General features: G+C 66.6%; 4 protein-coding genes and 1 pseudogene. All 5 read left to right on the top strand.

The genetic code is table 11. The features are described 5' to 3' along the window. Positions 1 to 376, top strand: a pseudogene (locus AC1DY5_RS44005) (lipid-A-disaccharide synthase); the annotation flags it as partial. Beyond that, positions 348 to 1,016, top strand: a complete 669-nt coding sequence (gene rnhB, locus AC1DY5_RS44000; protein ID WP_478120709.1) for a ribonuclease HII — start codon at positions 348 to 350, stop codon at positions 1,014 to 1,016. The pseudogene AC1DY5_RS44005 and the gene rnhB, both read left to right, overlap by 29 nt. Continuing rightward, entirely contained in the window at positions 1,013 to 1,792 is a 780-nt protein-coding gene (locus tag AC1DY5_RS43995; protein ID WP_478120708.1) for a TrmH family RNA methyltransferase, read from the top strand. Before rnhB ends, AC1DY5_RS43995 begins: the two co-directional genes overlap by 4 nt. A 152-nt stretch (positions 1,793 to 1,944) precedes the next feature. Beyond that, positions 1,945 to 3,129 (top strand): glutamine-hydrolyzing carbamoyl-phosphate synthase small subunit, encoded by a 1,185-nt coding sequence (carA, locus tag AC1DY5_RS43990; RefSeq protein ID WP_478120707.1) that lies wholly within the window; start codon positions 1,945 to 1,947, stop codon positions 3,127 to 3,129. Continuing rightward, positions 3,122 to 4,331 (top strand): carbamoyl-phosphate synthase large subunit (gene carB / locus AC1DY5_RS43985; RefSeq protein WP_478120706.1); only part of this gene is annotated, 1,210 nt, incomplete at its 3' end. The genes carA and carB, both read left to right, overlap by 8 nt.

Here is a 4,331-nt window from a genome sequence, read left to right as displayed (position 1 = left end):
GTCCCACACGGCGCTGGCCGCCTGCGACGTGACGCTGATCGCCAGCGGCACCGCGACGCTCGAGGCGGCGCTCTTCAAGCGGCCGATGGTGATCTCCTACCGCGTCAATTCCCTGACCTGGCGCCTGGTGATGCAGCGCAAGCAGTTGCAGCCCTGGGTCGGCCTGCCAAACATCCTGAGCCGCGAGTTCGTGGTGCCCGAAGTGCTCCAGGACGCGGCCACTCCGCAGGCGCTGGCCGAGGCCACGCTGGCCTGGCTCGCCTCGCCGGAGAAGGTTCACGCCTTGCAACAACGTTTTTGCGCGATGCACGCAGAATTGCTGCGCGATACGCCGACACTGTGCGCCGATGCGATCCAGAAAGTTCTTGAAGGCTGAGCAGGCCAGGCTCCTGTGGGACGGCCCGGGCCTGATGGCCGGCGTCGATGAGGCGGGCCGCGGTCCGCTGGCCGGGCCGGTGGTGGCCGCGGCGGTGATCCTCGACGACCAGCGGCCGATCCGCGGCCTAGCCGATTCGAAGACGCTGACCGCGCTGCAGCGCGAGCGCCTGCACGATCAGATCCTCGCCAAGGCGCTGTGCTGCTCGGTCGCGCAGGCCAGCGTCGAGGAGATCGATACCCACAACATCTTGCAGGCGACGATGCTGGCCATGCGCCGCGCGGTCGAGGGCCTGCGGCTGAAGCCGGTCAAGGTGCTGGTCGACGGCAACCGGCTGCCGACGCTCAACGTGCTGGCCGAGGCGATTGTCGGGGGCGATGCGCGGATCAAGGCGATCTCGGCCGCCTCGATCCTGGCCAAGGTGCATCGCGACCGGCTCTGCGAGGACCTGCACGCCGAGTTTCCGCACTACGGCTTCGCGGGCCACAAGGGCTATGGCACGCCCGAACACCTCGAGGCGCTGCTGCGCCATGGGGCCTGCGTGCACCACCGCAAGTCTTTCAGCCCGGTCGCCGCAGCACTGGCGCGGATGGCGAACCCTGAGCAGGAATCGGCGAGCCTCGGCGGAGATCCTTGGTGAGCGCCGAAGAGCTCAGTCACGTCACGTCGARGGACAACCCGCTGCTCAAGGAACTGCGCAAGCTGGCGCATGATCCGGGCGGCTACCGGAAGGCCGGCCGGGTCTGGCTCGAAGGCGATCACCTCTGCCGCGCGGCGCGCGAGCGCGGCGTCCGGCCGGCGGTCGCGGTGTTCGCCGAATCGCTGTGGGCGACGGCGCGCCATGAATGGGCCGATGCGGCACCCAGGACCGTGGTTCTGCCCGATGCGCTGCTGGCGGGCGTCAGCGGGCTCGAATCGCCGGCGCCGATGGGATTCGTCCTCGACCTGCCGGCGCGTCAGAGCGTCGAGCCCTTGGCGCCCACGGTGGTGCTCGACCGCCTGCAGGACGCCGGCAATGTCGGCTCGATCCTGCGCAGCGCCGCCGCCTTCGGCTTCACCCAGGTCATCGCGCTCAAGGGCACGGCGGCGCTGTGGGCGCCCAAGGTGCTGCGCGCCGGAATGGGGGCCCACTTCGGCCTTCGGCTGATCGAAGGGGTCGAGATCGAGGCGCTCGATGCGCTCGAGGTGCCCTGGATCGCCACAAGTTCACACCGCGGCGACTGGCTGCATCGCGCGCGACTGCCGTTTCCCTGTGCCTGGCTGATGGGGCACGAAGGGCAGGGCGTGTCCGCTGCGCTCGAGGCCAGGGCGTCGCGCCACGTCAGGATCGCCCAGCCCGGTGGGGAAGAGTCGCTGAACGTCGCCGCTGCCGCCGCGATCTGCTTGTATGCAAGTGCTGCCGGGGCGGATTCGTAGGCCGCTCACGGCTATAATCAAGGGCTTTCCCGCTCACACCCCGCCCTCAGCGCACGCAAGCCAACTCCTCGACGAAAGTCGCAGCCCATAGTCAGGTTCACGTTTCTTGACGACTTGGGTTCGCTTTGGGCGTCATCCATCCGGAGATCCCAGTGCTTTTGTCTCTCAAGGGAAAATTCCCGCCCGCCATCCTGGCGCTTGCAGACGGCACGGTCTTTCTAGGCAACTCGATCGGCGCCACCGGCGCCACGACCGGCGAAGTGGTGTTCAACACCGCCATGACCGGTTACCAGGAAATCCTGACCGACCCGAGCTATTGCCAACAGATCGTGACCCTCACGTATCCGCACATCGGCAATTACGGCGTCAACGAGGAAGACATCGAGTCCGACAAGATCCATGCCGCCGGCCTGATCATCAAGGACCTGCCGCTGGTGGCGTCGAACTTCCGCCACACCGCCACGCTGAGCGACTACCTGGTGCGCGGCAAGACGGTCGCGATCGCCGACATCGACACCCGCAAGCTGACCCGCCACCTGCGCACGAACGGTGCCCAGAACGGCTGCATCCTCGGCCTGGCCGCAGGTGAGGATGTCAGCCAGGCGCTGATCGACAAGGCCGTGGCCGCCGCCAAGGCAGTGCCAAGCATGGCCGGCCTCGACCTCGCCCGCGTGGTGTCGGTCAAGGAAACCTACGAATGGACCCAGACCGAGTGGAAGCTCGGCTCGGGCTACGGCGTGCAGATCACGCCCAAGTTCCACGTCGTCGCGTTCGACTACGGCGTCAAGAAGAACATCCTGCGCATGATCGCCCAGCGCGGCGCGCGCATCACGGTGGTGCCGGCGCAGACGCCGGCGGCCGACGTGCTCAAGCTGCGTCCCGACGGCATCTTCCTGGCCAACGGCCCGGGCGACCCGGAGCCCTGCGACTACGCGATCGCGGCGGTCAAGGAACTGATCGACACCGGCATCCCGACCTTCGGCATCTGCCTGGGCCACCAGATCATGGCGCTCGCTTCGGGCGCCAAGACTTTCAAGATGAAGTTCGGCCACCACGGCGCCAACCATCCCGTGAAGGACCTGGACAACGGCCGCGTCAGCATCACGAGCCAGAACCACGGCTTCGCGGTCGACGAGAAGAGCCTGCCGGCCAATCTGCGCCCGACGCACATCAGCCTGTTCGACAACACGCTGCAGGGCCTGGCCCGCACCGACAAGCCCGCGTTCTGCTTTCAGGGCCACCCCGAGGCCTCGCCCGGCCCGCATGACATCGGCTACCTGTTCGACCGCTTCACGGCACTCATGCAAAGTCACAAAGAAGGACAGAAGAATGCCTAAGCGCACAGATCTGAAGAGCATCCTCATCATCGGCGCCGGCCCGATCATCATCGGCCAGGCCTGCGAGTTCGACTACTCCGGCGTGCAGGCCTGCAAGGCGCTGCGCGAGGAGGGCTACAAGGTCATCCTGATCAACAGCAATCCGGCGACGATCATGACCGACCCGGCCACGGCCGACGTCATTTACATCGAGCCGATCACCTGGCAGACGGTCGAGAAGATCATCGCCAAGGAACGTCCCGACGCGATCCTGCCGACCATGGGCGGCCAGACCGCGCTCAACTGCGCGCTCGACCYGTGGCGCAACGGCGTGCTCGACAAGTACAAGGTCGAGCTGATCGGCGCCACGCCCGAAGCCATCGACAAGGCCGAGGACCGCCTCAAGTTCAAGGACGCGATGACCAAGATCGGCCTCGGCTCCGCGCGTTCGGGCATCGCTCACTCGCTCGACGAGGCCTGGGCCGTGCAAAAGACCGTTGGCTTCCCGGTCGTGATCCGCCCCAGCTTCACGCTCGGCGGCACCGGCGGCGGCATTGCCTACAACCCCGAAGAGTTCGACACCATCTGCAAGCGCGGCCTCGAAGCATCCCCGACCAACGAGCTGCTGATCGAAGAGTCGCTGCTCGGCTGGAAAGAGTACGAGATGGAGGTCGTGCGCGACAAGGCCGACAACTGCATCATCGTCTGCTCGATCGAGAATCTCGACCCGATGGGCGTGCACACCGGCGACTCGATCACCGTGGCGCCCGCGCAGACCCTGTCCGACAAGGAATACCAGATTCTCCGCAACGCCTCGCTGGCCGTGCTGCGCGAGATCGGTGTCGACACCGGCGGCTCGAACGTGCAGTTCTCGATCAATCCGAAGGACGGCCGGATGGTCGTGATCGAGATGAACCCGCGCGTGTCGCGTTCGTCGGCACTGGCCTCGAAGGCGACCGGCTTCCCGATCGCCAAGGTGGCGGCCAAGCTGGCGGTCGGCTACACGCTCGACGAACTGCGAAACGAGATCACTGGCGGCGCCACGCCCGCGAGCTTCGAGCCCAGCATCGACTACGTGGTCACCAAGATCCCGCGCTTCGCCTTCGAGAAATTCCCGCAGGCCGATTCGCGCCTGACGACGCAGATGAAGTCGGTCGGTGAGGTGATGGCCATGGGCCGCACCTTCCAGGAGTCGTTCCAGAAGGCCCTGCGCGGGCTGGAAG

Source organism: Variovorax sp. P4_D9 (assembly GCF_056401695.1).
This window is presented reverse-complemented; position numbering and strand designations above follow the sequence as displayed.

What these genes read in the sequence shown, in the direction of transcription:
- rnhB (WP_478120709.1), top strand. Translation starts at nt 348, where the DNA reads ATGCGATCCAGAAAGTTCTTGAAGGCTGAGCAGGCCAGGCTCCTGTGG.